This is a genomic window from Micromonospora sp. NPDC049497 (assembly GCF_044465805.1).
Lineage (GTDB): Bacteria > Actinomycetota > Actinomycetes > Mycobacteriales > Micromonosporaceae > Micromonospora.
In genome coordinates, this window is sequence record NZ_JBITMC010000016.1 from 13,111 (window position 1) to 28,799 (window position 15,689).

Here is a 15,689-nt window from a genome sequence, read left to right on the forward strand (position 1 = left end):
GGAAATTCATCCCATGATTGTAGGTTCGACTCCATGACCCCGCCACCACCCACCGGAACCGCCACCCCCACCGTGCCTGACGGGCAGATTCAGGGAAAGAGTGGCCATCGGCGTCCGAATGGCCACTCTTTCCCTGAAACTGCGGGCGCGGGCGCGGGTGCGGGTGCGGGCGCGGGTGCGGGTGCGGGCGCGGGTGCGGGCGCGGGTGCGGGTGCGTTGCTGGTGCTGGTCGGGATGCTGTTGGTGGCGGTGAACCTGCGGGCCGCGGTGACCAGCCTCGGTGCCCTGCTCGACGAGGTGCGGGGCGGTCTCGGGCTCTCCGCGACGATGGCCGGGTTCGTCACCACGCTGCCCACCATCGCGTTCGCCGGGCTGGGCGCGCTCACCCCGTGGCTGGTCCGCCGGTTCGCGCCGGCCCGGGTGCTGGTGGTCGCCATGCTCGCCCTGGCCGTCGGGCAGGTGCTGCGGGTCCTCACCGACTCCCCGCTCGTCTTCGTGCTCACCAGCGCGCTGGCGCTCGCCGGTATCGCGGTGGCGAACATCCTGCTGCCGATGCTGGTCAAGCAGCACTTCCCGCACCGCACCGGGCTCGTCACCGGGGCGTACACGATGGCACTGACCGTGGGCACGACGGTGGCCGCCGCCTCGGCCGTGCCGATCGCCCACGCCTTCGGGTCCTGGCGGGCCGGGCTCGGGGTCTGGGCCGGGCTGGCCGCGGTGGCCGTACTCCCGTGGGTGCCGCTGGCGCTCCGGGCCCGGGCCGCGGCGCGGCGGGCGCCCCGGACGGCCGCCGCCACTCCGCGGGCGCGGATCCGACCCGGGCGGACCCGGCTCGGCTGGGCCATGGCGGTGTACTTCGGCGCGCAGTCGCTCAGCGGGTACGCGATCATGGGCTGGTTGGCCCAGCTCTTCCGGGACGCCGGCTACCGGCCCGAGACGGCCGGTCTGCTGCTCGCCGGGGTGACCGCGCTCGGCGTGCCGATCGCGCTGCTCATGCCGACGCTGGCCGGCCGGCTGCGCACGCTGCGTCCGCTGGTGCTCGGGCTCACCACCGCGTCCACCCTCGCCTACCTGGGCCTGGCGCTGGCGCCCCACGACGGCGCGCTGCTCTGGGTGGCCCTGCTGGCGGTCGGACAGGGCGCGTTCCCGCTGATCCTCACCACCATCGGACTGCGCGCCCGCACGGCGGACGGGACCGTCGCGCTGTCGGCGTTCGCGCAGAGCACCGGGTACGTCATCGCGGCCCTCGGGCCGCTGCTGGTCGGGGTGCTCTACGAGGCGACCGGAGGCTGGACCGCGCCGATCGGGTTCCTGCTGGTGGCCCTGGCGGTGCAGACCGGAGCGGGCATGGTCATCGCCCGCCCCCGGTACATCGAGGACGGGCGGTGAGGGGGGAGATCAGGAAGAGGCCGGTGTGGGTTCACCCGCGACGGCCTGCTCGACCGTCGGGTAGGTGTGCAGCACCTCGACCAGGCCGCTGACCTCCAGGATGCGCAGCACCCCACGCTGGGGTGCGGCCAGCCGCACCACGCCCCCGGCCTCGTCGCAGCTGTTCTTGGCGCGGACGAAGACGGACAGGCCGGTCGAGTCGCAGAACGAGACGTCCGCCAGGTCGAAGACCAGCCGACTCCGACCCTTGTCCAGCAGGTCGGTGATCTGGTCCTGCAACTGCGGTGCGGTCGCCATGTCCAGCTCGCCTGCGACCGACACGACGACGACGTCGCCGCGCTGTTCCGTGTGCACCGTCAAGGACATTCGCCAGACCTCCAAGTTATCGGTGAAACGGTATCCCACGATGGAGGTGGTACGCAGAACGGGAGGTGGTATCCGGTGTGCGTCATCATTCCTTTGCCACGTGGCAAGTAGTTCTCCGGCACCCGGTGATAGAGTCCGCCCGGTTCCAGGTCGAGGGGGTCTGACATGGCGCTGAGCGCCGATGAGAGCGGTCGACTGGCGGCCTTGCTGACCAGCCACACGGACCGGGTCCTGTCCCGGTGGACCGAGATTGCCGGGGCGTCCCTGCGGGGACGTCTCAGCCAGGCGGAACTCCGCCGCCAGGTGGAGGACCTGCACCGCGGCATGGTCACCACCGCCGAGCAGGGCCTGCTGCACCTCGACGGTGAGAATGCCGGCGAGCTGCGCGCGGTCCTCGCCGACCTGTCGCGGGGCCGCGCCCGGCAGGGCTTCTCCGCCACCGAGACCGCCACCAGCGTCTTCGCCCTCAAGGACGTGCTGCTGGAGCTGATGGAGGCGGACAGCGGGGTGGGCACCCTGCGCGACTACGTCGCCTACTCCAGCTTCGTCGACCAGATGGGCCTCTTCACCTTCGAGACCTACGTCCGGACCCGGGAGAGCCTCATCGCCGACCAGGCGGAGCAGCTTCTCGAACTCTCCACCCCGGTCGTGAAGCTCTGGGAGGGCGTGGTCGCCGTCCCCCTGGTCGGCACCCTCGACTCGGCCCGCGCCCAGGTCGTGATGGAGCGGCTGCTGCAGACCCTCGTCGACACCAGCTCCCCGTACGCGATCATCGACATCACCGGCGTGCCGGCGGTCGACACCCAGGTCGCCCAGCACATCCTCAAGACCGTCGTGGCCGCCCGGCTGATGGGCGCCGACTGCATCATCTCCGGCATCCGGCCGCAGATCGCGCAGACGATCGTGGCCCTCGGCATCGAGTTCGGCGACATCGCCACCAAGGCCAGCCTCGCCGACGCCCTGCGGCAAGTCCTCCGCCTCACCGGCGTGGAGACCGCCCGCCGCACGACGCGCCGGGAGCGCTGATGGACCGGGTGCCGATCCTCAAGATCGGCGACATCCTGCTCGTCTCCATCCAGGTCGACATGTCCGACCAGACCGCTCTCCAGCTCCAGGAGGACCTGGCCGAGCGGATCGTCGACACCGGCTGCCACGGCGTCATCATCGACATCACCGCCCTGGACATCGTCGACTCGTTCGTCGGCCGGATGCTCTCCACCATCGCGTCCATCTCCAAGGTGCTGGACGCCGAGACGGTGGTCGTCGGCATGCGCCCCGCCGTCGCCATCACGCTGGTCGAGCTGGGCCTGTCGCTCAACGGCATCCGTACCGCGCTGAACGTCGAGCGGGGCATGGAACTCATCGCGGCGGCCCGCGCCGACGAGCACGAGGAGCTCGACGACGAACCGGACGCCGAGACGGCGACGCCGTGACCACCGGCGTCGACCTGGGCCAGCCGCAGGCGCAGGCGATCCGCAGCGACGAGGACGTGGTGCGGGTCCGGCAGCTGGTGCGTACCGTCGCGGTCGCCGTCCGGCTCTCCCTCGTCGACCAGACCAAGCTGGTCACCGCGGCGAGCGAACTGGCCCGCAACACCCTGGTGTACGGCGGGGGTGGCACCGTCGAGGTGACCACCGTCGACAACGGGCGGCGGCGCGGCGTACGGATCGTCTTCGCCGACTCCGGCCCCGGCATCGTCGACCTGGACCTGGCCCTGACCGACGGCTACACCACCGGCGGAGGGCTCGGCCTCGGGCTCAGCGGCGCCCGCCGGCTCGTCGACGAGTTCGACATCTGGACCGTAGTGGGTGAGGGAACCCGCATCACGGTCACCAAGTGGTCCCGATGAACACCGACCCGGTCCCGGACCGCGGAATCTGGTTCCGCGTCGAGGCCGGCAGCACGGCCAGCGCCGTCCGCCGCGCCGCCGAGCGGCTCGGCGCCCAGCTCGGGCTCGGCGACGCCCGCACCGCCGACCTGGCGATCGTCGCCGCCGAACTCACCAGCAACCTGGTCAAGCACGCCGATGACGGCGTGCTGCTGCTCCGCCCGGTCCGCCGGGAGGCGGAGGCCGGGGTGGAACTGGTCGCCATCGACTCGGGCCCGGGGATGGCCGACCTGACCGTCTCCTCCCGCGACGGGCACTCCACCACCGGCACACTCGGCATCGGCCTCGGGGCGATCACCCGCCAGGCCAGCTGGTTCGACGGGTACTCCCGGCCGGGGAAGGGCACCGTCCTCGCCGTCCAGGTCTGGCCGCGGGCCGCCCCCGAGCAGTCGTGGGTCGGCGCGCTGACCCGGCCGATCACCGGGGAGACGGTCAGCGGGGACGGCTACGCCTGGCGGACCGCCGAGGGGCGGCGACAGCTGCTGGTCTGCGACGGCCTCGGGCACGGCTCGCTCGCCGCCGCCGCCACCGACGCCGCCCTGGACGCGTTCCGGCGGGCGCCGGCCGCGTCCCCGGCCACCGTGGTCGGGCACCTGCACCGGGCCATGTCGCACACGCGCGGCGCGGCGCTCGCCGTCGCCGAGCCCGACCCGGCCACCGGCCTGCTGCGCTACGCCGGCGTCGGCAACATCTCCGGCGCGGTCGTCGACCGCGAGGGCCGCCGCAAGGGCCTGGTGTCGCTGCCCGGCATCGCCGGGCACCAGCGGCCGTCGGTACGCGAGTACGACTACCCCTTCGGCTCGGACGCCCTCCTCGTCATGCACAGTGACGGGGTGGTCGACCGCTGGCAACTCGACGAGTACCCGGGCCTGACCGACCGGTCCCCCCTGGTCGTGGCCGCGACCCTGCTGCGCGACGCCGGCCTCCGCCGCGACGATGCCTGCGTCCTGGTCGCCCGGGCGGCGTCATGACCACGTCCGCGATGCCGCTGCTGGCGATGGCGTTGCGGGTCGAGCACGACATCTTCGTGGTCCGGCAGCGCGGCCGGGAGGTGGCCGCCGCCGTCGGGCTGGAACACCAGGACCAGGTCCGCATCGCGACCGCGCTCAGCGAGGTCGCCCGGGACCTGCTGCGCGCCGTCGGCGGGGCGGACGTGACGTTCGCGGTGACCGCCGACGCCGATGACGGTAGGCAGCACCTCCGGATCGACCTCGCCCCGGTCGGTCCCCTTCCGGGGGGACGGTACGAGCCGCAGTCCGGGGCGGTGGCACGACTCGTGGACAGGCTGGACATGGTGGTGGGGAAGGGGGATACGGTCGTGAGGATGTCCCGACGTGTCCCGGTCACCGCGCAGGCGCTGACCCCGGAGCGTCTCGCCGAGCTGCGTGCCGCCCTCGGGGAGAGCGCGCCGGGCAGCGCCCTCGACGAGCTGACCGCCCAGAACCAGCAGCTCATCGCCGCCCTCGACGAGGTACGCAGCCAGCGCGACGAGCTGGCCGTGCTGAACGAGGAGCTGGCCGAGACCAACCGGGGCGTCATGGCGCTCTACAACCAGCTCACCGAGGAGCTGGAGGAGACCAACCGCGGTGTGGTCGCCCTCTACGGCGAGCTGGACGAGAAGTCCGCCCAGCTCCGCGCGGCCAGCGAGTCCAAGAGCCGGTTCCTCGCCAACGTCAGCCACGAGCTGCGGGCCCCGGTCACCGCGATCATCGGGCTGGGCCGCCTGCTCGCCGACTCCTCCTCCGACCCGCTCACCGCCGAGCAGGCCCGCCAGGTCGGGCTGATCCGCTCCTCGGCGGCCGACCTGCTCGCGCTGGTCAACGAACTGCTCGACCTGGCGAAGGCCGAGTCCGGGCGGATCGAGCCGGACTGGACCGAGGTGGACCTGCGGCCCGTCTTCGGGCAGTTGCGGGGCACCCTGCGCGCGTTGGCCACCCGGCCCGAGGTGGAGCTGGTGGTGGAGGAGCCGCCGGCGCCGGCCGTCCTGCGTACCGACGAGGTGCTGCTCGCCCAGGTGCTGCGCAACCTGCTGCACAACGGGTTGAAGTTCACCGAGCGCGGCGAGGTCCGGCTGCGGGCGGAGCGCCGGGGCGACCGGTGGCAGCTCACCGTCTCCGACACCGGCCCCGGCATCCCGGCGGAGCTGCACGAGCGGATCTTCGAGGAGTTCTACCAGGTCCCCGGCAAGACCCGGGTCGGCGGCACCGGCCTCGGCCTGCCGTACGCGCGACGGCTGGTGACGCTGCTCGGCGGCACCCTCGACCTGGCCAGCGAGCCCGGCCGGGGCAGCACGTTCACCGTCTCCCTGCCCGTGGACGGAGCCTGACCGTGGAGGGCGGTCGGGCGACCGTGCTCGTGGTCGACGACAGTCGCACCAAGCGCTACCTGCTGGTCAGCTGGCTCTCCCGGGCCGGCTTCACGGTGCTGGAGGCGGAGACCGGCGGCGAGGCGCTGGCCCGGGTCGGTGTGGATCCGATCGACCTGGTGGTCCTCGACGTCCGGCTGCCCGACCTCAGCGGGTTCGAGGTCTGCGAGCGGATCAAGACGGCCCACCCGGCGATGCCGGTCATCCACGTGTCGGCGCACGCGGTGGACGTGGTGGACCGGGCGCAGGGGCTGACCCGGGGCGCGGACGCGTACCTCGCGGAGCCGATCGAGCCCGAGGAACTCGTGGCCACCGCATCGGCGGTGCTGCGGTACTACCGCGCCCGACAGCGCGCCGAACTGCTCGTCGAGCGGCTCACCGGGCTCGCCGACACCACCGTGGCGGTGCACGCGGCACCAAGCTTCGCCCGGCTGCTGGAGGGGGCGGCCGAAGGGGCGGCGAAGATCTTCAAGTGCCCCGCCGCCGTGGTGGCCGAGACCTTCGACGGCGACTGCATCGCGGGTGTGACCGCCGGCCCGGACACGCCGGCCAGGATCGTCCCGTGGGTCGTCGACGACACCGGGGTGCCCACCGGGTCGACGGTCCGCGTGCAGGATCCGGCCGCCTGGGGCCTGGTCGACTGGCCGGCCGACGACACGGTGACCGTCGCCGCCGCCCGGCTGCGCGAGGACCGCGCACCGCTGTACGTCGTCGTACCCACCCACACCCAGACCGACCGCAACCCGGTGCTGGTGCAGCTCGCCCAGGCGGTCGCGGCGGCGGTGGAGGCGCAGCGCTCCTTCGACGAGGAGCACCGGATCGCGGTCACCCTCCAGCGCAGCCTGCTGCCCCGCCGGATCCCCACCGTCGCCGGGCTGGACCTGGCGGTGCGCTACGAGCCGGCCAGCGCCCAGACCGAGGTGGGCGGGGACTTCTACGAGCTGGTGATGCTCGACGGGCACCTGCTGCTGGCGATCGGCGACGTGGCCGGCCACTCGCTGCACGCGGCGACCGTCATGGCCGAGCTGCGGCACGCGGTGCGCGCGTACGCGGTGGAGGGGCACCAGCCGGGCGAGATCCTGCACCGGGTGAACGAGCTGATGCGGACACTGCTCCCCACCGAGCTGGCCACCATCTGCGTCCTGCTGGTGCACCCGCCCAGCGGTCGGGTGCGGATGGCCAGCGCCGGCCACCTGCCGCCGGCGCTCAGCCTGGACGGCAAGGTGGAGTTCGTGCAGCAGTCCGCCCCACTGCTCGGGGTCCGCGCCCCGCGCCCGCCGGACCTGGAGTTCGTGCTGCCGCCCGGAGCGACGCTGGTCTTCTACACCGACGGGCTGATCGAGCGGCGGGACACCACCATCGACGACGGGCTGTCCGCCCTGGCGGCCGTCGCCGCCCGGGTCGACCAGGACCTGGACCGGTTCTGCGAGCGCCTGCTGGTCGAGCTGGCCCCGCCCGAGATCCAGGACGACGTCGCCGTGGTCGCCCTCCGCCGCCGCTGACCTGTAAGGAAGGGCCCCTTCTTAACGCCTGGCGTTGTAGAAGGGGCCCTTTTTAACACGTCAGCCGGCCGTGCGGGCGTACGCGGCGGGGGAGACGCCGGCGGCGGCCGTGAAGTCGCGGACCAGGTGGGCCTGGTCGCTGTAGCCGAGGTCGGCGGCGAGCGTGGCCCAGTCCGGCGGCCCGTCGGCGGCCCGCTCGATCGCCTCGTGCAGCCGGTACCGACGGATCACCCACTTCGGGCCGACCCCCACGTGCGTCAGGAAGAGGCGTTGCAGCCGCCGGGTGGACAGGCCGTACCGGCGGGCGAAGTCGTCGACCCGCAGCACGGTCCGGTCGGTGCGGATCGCCTCGACCAGCGCGACCACCTCGTCGTCGACCGGGTCCGCCGACGGTCCCCAGCTCGTCAGCAGGGCGTCCAGGGCACGGCAGCGCGCGGTGTCCGTACCGTCGCAGGTGCCGGCCACCGGCGGCGGGCCGGCGTCCGCCGCCGCGACGCCGGCACCGGCGGACGCTGCGGCCGTGGCCGGCGGCCAGCGGCCGGCGAGCGCCGCGAACGGCAGCCGCCGGCCGGCCAGCTCGGCCACGGACCCGGCCAGAACGGCCGGAAGCCGCCCGGCCGGAACTGCACCCCGCTCACCGTGCCGACGCCGGCCAGGGTGACGGAGGAGAGTTCCAGGCCGACGCCGGCCACCTCGGCCCGCACCGGACCGTCACCGTCGCGCTCGAAAACCACGTTGACCGCCGGATGCGGTACGACGTGCTGCGTGAACGGTTCGCTCAGGTCCCAGTCGACCAGCCAGTAGTGCTCCACGTGCCGGCGCAGCACCGCCGCGGGCAGGTGTCGGCGGAAGCGGACGCGGCGGCGCAGCCGGGCCGGGTCGAGGATGCCCCGGTTGTCCGTGCGTGGCTGTCGCATTTCTTCAAGACCGCCTTCATACGCCGGCCCTATGGCCACACACACCAGCCATCTGATGGCGGCCGCGGCCCCGCGTACCGTCGCCGTGGTCCGCGGCATCGCCGACGACCAGCTCGACCTGCCGACGCCCTGCCGGGACTTCGCGGTACGCGACCTGCTGAACCACCTGTACGAGGTGGTGGTCAACTTCCAAGAGTTGGCGGCGAGGCGGCCCGTCGAGTGGGCGGAGAAGCCCGACCACCTCGTCGACGGCTGGCGGGACCGGTTCGAGGTCGAGATCCGTCGTCTCGTGGACCCTGGTCCGACCCGGCCGCTCTGGAGGGCCGGGACCCGGTCTGGTCCCCGACCGCCGGCTGAAGCCCCCCTTTGCCGCGTAACGCGGCGCCGACGGGCGGCGCTGTTGGAACCGGGGGCCCGGCCGACGGGTCCACGCCGGCCCGTGTCCGGCGCGCGCATGGCAGCGGGAGTTTCAGCAGATGCACAACGAGCCGGGCGGACCGCCGCCGGTATTCGTCGACGGGACGGGGCAGCGACGTCGGCTGACCGTCATCGCCGGGACCGCGATGGGCTTCGGTCTGCTCGTCAGCCTCGGCCTGATCGCCGCCGGCCTCTTCATGGACTCGTCTGTTTCGCTGCCCGGCTGGTCGGAGAACCGGGCGCCGATCGAGGCCGAGGTGGACGACGGCGGTGAGCTCGGCGGAGGGTCCCCGGCGGTCCAGAGCCCCGCACCGGTGACCAGCACCGCGGTGCCGTTGCCCACGTCCAGCCGCAGCGCCGCCACGACCGCCACCACCGCACCCCCGGGCACCCCCGCCGCCGGCCAGCCGACCTCGTCCGAGCCTCCCGGTCAGGGCGACGACCGGCGCAGCACCGCGAAGCCGAGCCGGTCCCCCGGCAAACCTCGGTGACGGTGGCGCGCCACATCGCGCGGCGGGATCCTCGGGCGCACTGGGTCCTGCTCGTGCTCGCGCTGTTCCTGCTGCTCGCGGCGCTCAGCCTGAACGGGCTGGTGTCCGGGTTGGGCGGCGGCTCGGGTCAGCGGCACGACGCCGACGCCGCGGCCACCGGAGTGCCACGACAGGTGAACACCGGCGGGCCCGTGCTGCGGCTGGACCGGGACGAACCGGTGAGCCGCGCCGTGCCGGACCGGACCATCGCCCTCACCTTCGACGACGGACCCGACCCCGAGTGGACGCCGCAGGTCCTCGACGTGCTGCGCCGGCACGGCGCCCGCGCCACCTTCTTCGTGGTCGGCTCCCGCGTCAACGAGAATCCCGAGCTGACGCGGCGGATCCTCGCCGAGGGACACGAACTCGGCTCGCACACCTACACCCACGCCGACCTGGGCACCGCCCCGGCGTGGCGCCGCGACGTGGAGCTGTCGCTCACCCGCAAGGCGATCGCCGGAGCCACCGGGTGGGAGGTCACCCTGCTGCGTCCGCCGTACTCGTCCCGGCCCGGCGAGCTGACCGGCACCCAGTACGCGGCGCTGGTCGCCGCCGCCGGCACCGGCCACGTCACCGTACTGAGCGACCTGGACACCAAGGACTGGCAGCGGCCGGGAGTGGACGCCATCGTCAAGGCCGCCACCCCGGCCCGGGGGCGGGGCGCCGTGGTCCTCCTGCACGACGGCGGCGGTGACCGGTCCGAGACGGTCGCCGCGCTGGACCGGATGCTGCCCGACCTCACCCGGCAGGGCTACCGGTTCACCACCGTCTCCGAGGGCGTGGACGCCCCGGCGTCCATGGTGAAGGCGAGCGTGGGCAGCCGGGCCAGCGGCACCGCCCTGCGCTGGACCCAGACCGGCGCCCGCTGGACCGCCGGCGGGATGGACCTGCTGCTCGGGATCGCGCTGGTGCTCGGCGTGGCCCGGCTGGCCGTCCAGGTGGTGTGCGCCCAACGGCACGTCCGCCGGGTTCGCCGGCCGGGCCCCCCACGACCGGCGGTCGGCGAACCGGTGTCGGTGATCGTGCCCGCGTACAACGAGGCGGCCAACATCGCCGCGACCGTCCGCTCCCTGGTGGCCAGCGCGTACCCGGCGCTGGAGGTCATCGTGGTGGACGACGGCTCCTCCGACGGCACCGCCGACATCGTGGAACGGATGCGGCTGCGCGGCGTGCGGGTGATCCGGCAGGCGAACGCCGGCAAGCCGGCCGCCCTGAACACCGGCATCCGGGCCGCCCGGGCGAACCTGCTGGTGCTCGTCGACGGCGACACCGTCTTCCAGCCGGACACCGTGCACCGGCTGGTCCAGGGCTTCGCCGACCCGACCGTGGGCGCGATCTCCGGCAACACGAAGGTCGCCAACCGGCGCCGGCTGCTCGGCCGTTGGCAGCACCTGGAGTACGTCATCGGCTTCAACCTGGACCGCCGGATGTACGACGTGCTGGAGTGCATGCCGACCATCCCGGGCGCGATCGGCGCGTTCCGCCGGGAGGTGCTGCTCGCCGTCGGCGGGGTGCCCTCCGACACCCTCGCCGAGGACACCGACCTGACGATGAAGGTGCTGCGGGCCGGCTGGCGGGTGGTGTACGAGGAGTCGGCGATCGCCTGGACCGAGGCTCCGTCGACGCTGCGCCAGCTGTGGCGGCAGCGGTACCGCTGGTGCTACGGCACGATGCAGGCGATGTGGAAGCACCGGCACGCGCTGCGCGAGCCGGGCGCCGGCGGCAAGCTCGGCCGGCGGGGGCTGCCGTACCTGACGGTTTTCCAGATCGTCCTGCCGCTGGCAGCCCCGGCGGTGGACGTCTACGCCGTGTACGGGCTGCTCTTCCTGCCCTGGTCGAACCTCGTGCTGGCGTGGGCCGGTCTGCTGCTGCTCCAGGGGCTGACCGCCGCGTACGCGCTGCGCCTGGACCGGGAACGGTACGGCCCCCTGTGGAGCCTGCCGTTCCAGCAGCTCGTCTACCGCCAGTTGATGTACCTGGTGGTGGTGCAGTCGGTGGTCACCGCGCTGGTCGGGAACCGGCTGCGCTGGCAGCGGATGGTGCGTACCGGCGAGGCCGCCGCCCTGATCGGCGTGCAAGGAAGGGCACCTTATTAACGCCTGGGGTAGAGGAAGGGCCCCTTCTTAACGCCTGCCGGCGATCAGTTCGCGTGATCAGTTCGCGGTGAAGAGGCCGCCGGCCACCGCGAGGAGCGTCCCGGCCGCGGCGGAGCAGCAGCACACCAGCAGGGCCGCGACCACCGCGAGGATCGCCCAGACGCGCCGGTCGCCCGCCGCGGCCCGCAGGCTCGACCGGGGTACGTCCGCCGTCCGGTCCTCGTCGCCGTCCCCCGCCACCCGGGCAGTCTAGGTGACCCCGGCCCGGCCGACGACGGTGTTCTGTGGGTGGCGGAGGGCCGGAACGCGCAGCTGTTAAGAAGGGGCCCTTCCTCTACCGCAGGCGTTAACAAGGGGCCCTTCCTTCCCCCGGTGGGGGCGCCGGGGCGGGCAGGATGGGGCAATGGAGCTGGTCTCGATCGCCGACGTCCGTGCCGCCGCCGTCGACATCGCGGGCACCGTCCTGCGTACGCCGCTGCTGCGGACCGGGTGGGACGCGGACCTGTGGCTCAAGCCGGAGAGCCTGCAGCCGGTGGGGTCGTTCAAGCTGCGCGGCGCGACCCACGCGGTCGCCCGGCTGACCCCGGCGGAGCGGGCGCGCGGTGTGGTCACGCACTCGTCGGGCAACCACGGCCTGGCGCTGGCGTACGCGGCCCGGGCGGCCGGCGTGCCGTGCCGGATCGTGGTGCCCGAGGGTGCCCCGGCGGTGAAGGTCGACCGGATCCGCGCGCTCGGCGTGGAGGTGCTGCTCGTGCCGCCGCCGCGACGTGTCCCGGAGGCGGAACGGATCGCGGCGACGACCGGTGCGGTGCTGGTGCCGCCGTTCGACGACCGGCGCATCGTGGCCGGGCAGGGCACGATCGGGTTGGAGATCATCGAGGACCTGCCCGACGTGGACGTGGTGCTGGTGCCGGTGGGCGGCGGCGGGCTCTCCTCCGGCATCGCCACCGCGGTCCGGGCGCTGCGGCCGGAGGCGACGGTGATCGGCGTGGAGCCGGAGTTGGCCGCCGACGCCCGGGACTCGCTCGCCGCCGGATCGGTGGTGGTGTGGGGTGAGGAGCGGACCTACCGGACGATGGCCGACGGGCTGCGCCTGCCGCCGTCCGAGCTGACCCTCGCCCACCTGCGCAAGCGTCTCGACGGCATCGTCACGGTCACCGAGGAGGAGATCCGCGCCGCGATGGGCCGGCTCGTCCGCGACGCCCGGCTGGTCGTCGAGCCGAGCGCCGCGGTGGCGGTGGCCGCCCGGCTGTTCCGCGCCGCCGAGATTCCCACCGGGCGTACGGTCGCGGTGGTCACCGGCGGCAACGTCGACCCGGCGGTGCTGGCGTCGGTGCTGGTGCCGTGAGGGTAGGGACGGGCCCTCGTGCCGGACGAGGGCCCGTCCGTGCGCGGCTCCTTGACAGCCACTATTCGCCGAGTGAATAGTGGGCGCGTGTCCACCCCGCACGTGCTGCTCGGGCTGCTCGCGGCTGGTACCAGGCACGGCTACGAGCTGAAACGCGCCCACGACGAGCGCCTGCCCAGGGCCCGTCCGCTGGCGTTCGGGCAGGTCTACGCCACCCTCGGCCGGCTGCAACGCGACGGTCTGGTCGTGGCAGCCGGTCAGGAACGCGAGGGCGGCCCCGATCGCACGGCGTACGTGCTGACCGACGCGGGGCGGGCCGCGTTGGACCGGTGGCTCGCCGAGGTCGAGGCACCGATGCCGTACGTCTCCAGCACGCTTTTCGCCAAGATCGCCGTGGCGCTGCTGGTGGACGATGTCGCCGGGGCCCGCTCCTACCTGGCCGCCCAACGGCAGGCGCACACCGTGCGCCTGCGTGAGCTGACGGCCGCCAAGACGGCACCCTCGGCCAGCCTCGACGACGTCGTGGCGGCCGACTACGCCATTGCTCACCTCGACGCGGATCTACGGTGGCTCCACACCACCCTGGACCGGGTCGCCGACTGGCACCGGGAGGTGCACTCGTGACCTACCTGCAGGCCCGGGGCGTGGTCCGCTCCTACGGCCCGACCCCCGCGCTGCGCGGCGTCAACCTCGACGTCGCCGAGGGCGAGATCGTCGCGGTCACCGGCCCCAGCGGCTGCGGCAAGTCCACGCTGCTGCACTGCCTCGCTGGCATCCTGCGCCCCGACGCGGGCGAGGTGCTCTGGCGTGGCGAGCGCATCGACACCTGGTCCGAGGCGGCCCGGTCCAGGCTGCGACGCAGCACCTTCGGGGTGCTGTTCCAGTTCGGCCAGCTCGTCGCCGAGCTGACCGCGGCGGAGAACGTCGCCCTTCCCCTGCTCCTCGCCGGCACGGGGCGGCGAGAGGCGCGGACGGCGGCGCTCGGCTGGCTGGACCGGCTCGGGGTGGCCGACCTGGCCGACACCCGGCCCGGGGAGATGTCCGGCGGGCAGCAGCAACGCTGTGCGACCGCCCGGGCGTTGGTCACCGAGCCGCGGGTGCTGTTCGCGGACGAGCCGACCGGGGCGTTGGACACGCTCACCGGTGAGCAGGTGCTCACCCGCCTCGTCCGGCTCGTCCGGGAGCAGGGCACCAGCATCGTGCTCGTCACCCACGAGCCGCGCATCGCCGCGTACGCCGACCGGGAGGTGGTGCTGCGCGACGGCGTGGTCGACCACGATGGCCTCGGGTTGGACGTGCCGCTCGCGGGTGGCCACCGGTGAGGCCGTCGACCCTGCTGCGGCTCGCCGTGGCGGGCACCGCCACCGACACCGTTCGCGTGGTGCTCACCGCCCTCAGCGCCGCGCTGGCCGCCCTTGCCGGCCTGGCCGCGCTGACCGTCCTGGCCATCCCCACGCCACCCCCGGTCGACGAGGGGGACGTGCGCTGGTCCGACCAGTACGCCAGCCAGTTGCTCGTCGAGCCGGGGCTGCGCGGCGGCACCGCCTTCGCGTTGCTGCTGCTCACCGTCCCGGTGTTGGCGCTGGCCGGCCAGTGCGCCCGGCTCGGCGCCCCGGCCCGTGATCGCCGCCTCGCCGCGCTGCGGCTCGCCGGCGCCACCCCCGGGCAGGTCACTCGGCTCGCCGTCGGGGAGACCGGCCTCGCGGCCCTGCTGGGCACGGCCGGCGGCACGGCGATCTACTTCGGCGTCCGCGAGGCGTTCGACACCCCCGACGGGCAAGGCCGGCTGGCCCTCCCCACCGACGTACTGCCCGCTCCCGGAGCCTTCGCCGCGGTACTGCTCGGGCTGCCCGTCGTGGCGGGCCTCGCCACCGCGCTCATGCTGCGCCGGGTGACCGTCGGCCCGCTCGGCGTGGTCCGCAAGCAGCGGCGCGAACGCGGCCCCCGCCCCTGGGCCGGCGTCCTGATCGGGCTCGGGCTGGTTGCCTTCGCCGCCATCGGGCCGATCAACCGCTGGTACGCGACTCGCGACACCCAGCCGCCCGAGTGGCTGACCCCCGCCCTGCTGACGGGCGGCGGGCTCGCCGCTCTCGTCGGCGTCGTCGTCGGCACCGGCTGGATCTCGTACGTCACCGGGCGGCTGCTGCGCCGGTGGGCACGCCGCCCGGCCACGCTGCTCGCGGCCGCCCGCTTGACCTCCGACCCCTGGGCGGGCAGCCGTACCTTCGCCGCTCTGCTGGCAGCGGTGCTCCTCGGTGCCGGGGCGGCGGGCCTGCGGGCCTACTTCGAGGCCGCGGGGGAGCTGGAGCAGCGGGGCGGGGGCGGGCTGGGCGGCACCGACGACTTCTACCTGAGCACGATGGACCTCGTCGACCTCGCGGTCGCGGTGGCCATGGTGGTGGCAGCCGGCGGGCTGGTCGTCGCCTTGGTCGAGGGGGTCACCGCCCGGCGGCGGGCGTACGCGGCCCTGGTGGCGACCGGGGTGCCCGCCGCCACCATCGGGCGGTCGATCGCCTGGCAGGCGCTGGCCCCGGCGGTGCCGGCGGTCGCCCTCGCGCTCACGGTCGGCCTGCTGCTGGCCCGCGGCCTCTTCGGCACGCCGACCAGCGGTGGGGGGACCGTGGAGTTCTGTGACGCGGCGGAGCAACTCTGCAACGACCCGGCGACCCGGGCGCAGTACATCCGGGTCGAGGTGGAGCCGCTCGTCAGCCGCACGCCGGACGTACCCCTGGAACACGTGGCCTGGCTCGGGGCCGGCGCCCTCGCGGCGGTGCTGGTCACCGTCGCGGTCGGCCTGCTCTTCCTGCGGCCCGGTACGGCGGTCGAGGAACTGCGCGCGACCTGACGGAGGGGCTCCCGTCACGCCGGGGC

17 protein-coding genes and 1 pseudogene are annotated in these 15,689 nt (G+C 74.0%); 14 read left to right on the plus strand and 4 right to left on the minus strand.

Going from position 1 to position 15,689, the window contains the following annotated elements; all coding sequences use genetic code 11:
* Nucleotides 1-87 precede the first annotated feature (87 nt).
* A complete protein-coding gene (locus tag ACIBR0_RS21105) occupies nt 88-1,389 on the plus strand; it encodes a CynX/NimT family MFS transporter (protein ID WP_396718330.1) in 1,302 nt (433 codons plus the stop codon).
* 9 nt (nt 1,390-1,398) lie between these two features.
* Here the strand turns inward: ACIBR0_RS21105 and ACIBR0_RS21110 are convergent, their stop codons facing one another.
* On the minus strand, nt 1,399-1,755 hold the full coding sequence (locus tag ACIBR0_RS21110; RefSeq protein ID WP_357030889.1) for an STAS domain-containing protein: 357 nt from the start codon (nt 1,753-1,755) through the stop codon (nt 1,399-1,401).
* A gap of 165 nt (nt 1,756-1,920) precedes the next feature.
* Between ACIBR0_RS21110 and ACIBR0_RS21115 the strand changes: the two genes are divergently transcribed.
* Genes ACIBR0_RS21115 through ACIBR0_RS21140 form a run of 6 tightly spaced genes read left to right on the plus strand, consistent with a single transcriptional unit; the run spans nt 1,921 to nt 7,510 of the window.
* On the plus strand, nt 1,921-2,781 hold the full coding sequence (locus tag ACIBR0_RS21115; protein WP_396718107.1) for an STAS domain-containing protein: 861 nt from the start codon (nt 1,921-1,923) through the stop codon (nt 2,779-2,781).
* Nucleotides 2,781-3,188 carry an STAS domain-containing protein gene (locus tag ACIBR0_RS21120; RefSeq protein WP_357030883.1) on the plus strand — a complete coding sequence of 136 codons (408 nt, stop codon included), beginning with the start codon at nt 2,781-2,783 and terminating at the stop codon, nt 3,186-3,188. Before ACIBR0_RS21115 ends, ACIBR0_RS21120 begins: the two co-directional genes overlap by 1 nt.
* Nucleotides 3,185-3,604 (plus strand): ATP-binding protein, encoded by a 420-nt coding sequence (locus ACIBR0_RS21125; protein WP_357030880.1) that lies wholly within the window; start codon nt 3,185-3,187, stop codon nt 3,602-3,604. The genes ACIBR0_RS21120 and ACIBR0_RS21125 overlap by 4 nt, the downstream gene beginning before the upstream one ends.
* Nucleotides 3,601-4,614 carry a SpoIIE family protein phosphatase gene (locus ACIBR0_RS21130; protein WP_396718110.1) on the plus strand — a complete coding sequence of 338 codons (1,014 nt, stop codon included), beginning with the start codon at nt 3,601-3,603 and terminating at the stop codon, nt 4,612-4,614. The genes ACIBR0_RS21125 and ACIBR0_RS21130 overlap by 4 nt, the downstream gene beginning before the upstream one ends.
* A complete protein-coding gene (locus tag ACIBR0_RS21135) occupies nt 4,611-5,969 on the plus strand; it encodes an ATP-binding protein (protein WP_396718113.1) in 1,359 nt (452 codons plus the stop codon). Before ACIBR0_RS21130 ends, ACIBR0_RS21135 begins: the two co-directional genes overlap by 4 nt.
* A gap of 2 nt (nt 5,970-5,971) precedes the next feature.
* Entirely contained in the window at nt 5,972-7,510 is a 1,539-nt protein-coding gene (locus tag ACIBR0_RS21140; RefSeq protein ID WP_396718115.1) for a SpoIIE family protein phosphatase, read from the plus strand.
* Nucleotides 7,511-7,570: 60 nt separating this feature from the next.
* Here ACIBR0_RS21140 and ACIBR0_RS21145 read toward each other — a convergent pair whose 3' ends face one another.
* Both ACIBR0_RS21145 and ACIBR0_RS21150 read right to left on the minus strand, forming a co-directional pair.
* Entirely contained in the window at nt 7,571-7,975 is a 405-nt protein-coding gene (locus ACIBR0_RS21145; protein ID WP_396718117.1) for a helix-turn-helix domain-containing protein, read from the minus strand.
* Nucleotides 7,915-8,427, minus strand: a complete 513-nt coding sequence (locus ACIBR0_RS21150) for a DUF6597 domain-containing transcriptional factor (RefSeq protein ID WP_396718119.1) — start codon at nt 8,425-8,427, stop codon at nt 7,915-7,917. The genes ACIBR0_RS21145 and ACIBR0_RS21150 overlap by 61 nt, the downstream gene beginning before the upstream one ends.
* A gap of 55 nt (nt 8,428-8,482) precedes the next feature.
* On the opposite strand from ACIBR0_RS21150, the pseudogene ACIBR0_RS21155 reads away from it, so the two are divergent.
* The 3 genes and pseudogenes from ACIBR0_RS21155 to ACIBR0_RS21165 all read left to right on the plus strand — a co-directional run.
* Nucleotides 8,483-8,836 (plus strand): annotated as a pseudogene (locus ACIBR0_RS21155) (maleylpyruvate isomerase N-terminal domain-containing protein); the annotation flags it as partial.
* 67 nt (nt 8,837-8,903) lie between these two features.
* Nucleotides 8,904-9,335, plus strand: coding sequence for a hypothetical protein (locus ACIBR0_RS21160; RefSeq protein ID WP_396718338.1), 432 nt, complete (start codon nt 8,904-8,906; stop codon nt 9,333-9,335).
* A 2-nt stretch (nt 9,336-9,337) separates the two neighbouring features.
* Nucleotides 9,338-11,470 carry a bifunctional polysaccharide deacetylase/glycosyltransferase family 2 protein gene (locus ACIBR0_RS21165; RefSeq protein WP_396718122.1) on the plus strand — a complete coding sequence of 711 codons (2,133 nt, stop codon included), beginning with the start codon at nt 9,338-9,340 and terminating at the stop codon, nt 11,468-11,470.
* A 57-nt stretch (nt 11,471-11,527) separates the two neighbouring features.
* Here ACIBR0_RS21165 and ACIBR0_RS21170 read toward each other — a convergent pair whose 3' ends face one another.
* Nucleotides 11,528-11,710, minus strand: a complete 183-nt coding sequence (locus ACIBR0_RS21170) for a hypothetical protein (protein WP_396718123.1) — start codon at nt 11,708-11,710, stop codon at nt 11,528-11,530.
* 163 nt (nt 11,711-11,873) lie between these two features.
* Between ACIBR0_RS21170 and ACIBR0_RS21175 the strand changes: the two genes are divergently transcribed.
* The 4 genes from ACIBR0_RS21175 to ACIBR0_RS21190 all read left to right on the plus strand — a co-directional run bounded on the left by ACIBR0_RS21175 (nt 11,874) and on the right by ACIBR0_RS21190 (nt 15,663).
* A complete protein-coding gene (locus ACIBR0_RS21175; RefSeq protein WP_396718126.1) occupies nt 11,874-12,818 on the plus strand; it encodes a threonine/serine dehydratase in 945 nt (314 codons plus the stop codon).
* Nucleotides 12,819-12,905: 87 nt separating this feature from the next.
* A complete protein-coding gene (locus ACIBR0_RS21180; protein ID WP_396718128.1) occupies nt 12,906-13,442 on the plus strand; it encodes a PadR family transcriptional regulator in 537 nt (178 codons plus the stop codon).
* Complete coding sequence (locus tag ACIBR0_RS21185) at nt 13,439-14,140, plus strand: ABC transporter ATP-binding protein (protein WP_357030854.1); 702 nt, start codon at nt 13,439-13,441, stop codon at nt 14,138-14,140. The genes ACIBR0_RS21180 and ACIBR0_RS21185 overlap by 4 nt, the downstream gene beginning before the upstream one ends.
* A complete protein-coding gene (locus tag ACIBR0_RS21190; RefSeq protein WP_396718131.1) occupies nt 14,137-15,663 on the plus strand; it encodes an FtsX-like permease family protein in 1,527 nt (508 codons plus the stop codon). The genes ACIBR0_RS21185 and ACIBR0_RS21190 overlap by 4 nt, the downstream gene beginning before the upstream one ends.
* Nucleotides 15,664-15,689: the final 26 nt, after the last annotated feature.

What these genes read in the sequence shown, in the direction of transcription:
- ACIBR0_RS21110 (WP_357030889.1), bottom strand. Translation starts at nt 1,755, where the DNA reads ATGTCCTTGACGGTGCACACGGAACAGCGCGGCGACGTCGTCGTCGTG.
- ACIBR0_RS21115 (WP_396718107.1), top strand. Translation starts at nt 1,921, where the DNA reads ATGGCGCTGAGCGCCGATGAGAGCGGTCGACTGGCGGCCTTGCTGACC.
- ACIBR0_RS21120 (WP_357030883.1), top strand. Translation starts at nt 2,781, where the DNA reads ATGGACCGGGTGCCGATCCTCAAGATCGGCGACATCCTGCTCGTCTCC.
- ACIBR0_RS21130 (WP_396718110.1), top strand. Translation starts at nt 3,601, where the DNA reads ATGAACACCGACCCGGTCCCGGACCGCGGAATCTGGTTCCGCGTCGAG.
- ACIBR0_RS21135 (WP_396718113.1), top strand. Translation starts at nt 4,611, where the DNA reads ATGACCACGTCCGCGATGCCGCTGCTGGCGATGGCGTTGCGGGTCGAG.
- ACIBR0_RS21150 (WP_396718119.1), bottom strand. Translation starts at nt 8,427, where the DNA reads ATGCGACAGCCACGCACGGACAACCGGGGCATCCTCGACCCGGCCCGG.
- ACIBR0_RS21160 (WP_396718338.1), top strand. Translation starts at nt 8,904, where the DNA reads ATGCACAACGAGCCGGGCGGACCGCCGCCGGTATTCGTCGACGGGACG.
- ACIBR0_RS21175 (WP_396718126.1), top strand. Translation starts at nt 11,874, where the DNA reads ATGGAGCTGGTCTCGATCGCCGACGTCCGTGCCGCCGCCGTCGACATC.